Consider the following 343-nt stretch of genomic DNA (forward strand, 5'->3'; position numbering starts at 1 on the left):
CAATCGACGACGGTGCAGGCTCAAGCTGTTGCAGATGGGATTCGTAGCGGCGCCCGCTCGGACCCAGCGTCGAGAACCACAGCCGCTGGCCGGGTGCGATCAGCTCCACGTCGGCCTCGGCGATCTCGGCGCGTACGGTCATGGTGTCCATCTGTGCCAGCATCACGAGGGTCGGCGTGGTCTGCATCGAGTTCAGCGTCTGCCCCGCCTTGGTGACGATGGCCACTATGTAGCCCGCGGACGGCGAGACGATGCGGGTGTAGCCCAGGTTGATGCGGGCGGTTTCGACCTGGGTCACCGCCTGATCGATCTGCGCCTGCAATGCAGCGACATCCGAACGTGC

At 65.3% G+C, this 343-nt stretch carries 1 protein-coding gene; it reads right to left on the reverse strand.

The features are described 5' to 3' along the window. The coding region (locus EN850_RS34595) for an efflux RND transporter periplasmic adaptor subunit (protein ID WP_210238055.1) at positions 1 to 322 on the reverse strand (322 nt) is incomplete at its 3' end. Between the last annotated feature and the right edge of the window lie 21 nt (positions 323 to 343).

It is taken from the genome of Mesorhizobium sp. M8A.F.Ca.ET.207.01.1.1 (assembly GCF_004794715.1).
GTDB lineage: Bacteria > Pseudomonadota > Alphaproteobacteria > Rhizobiales > Rhizobiaceae > Mesorhizobium.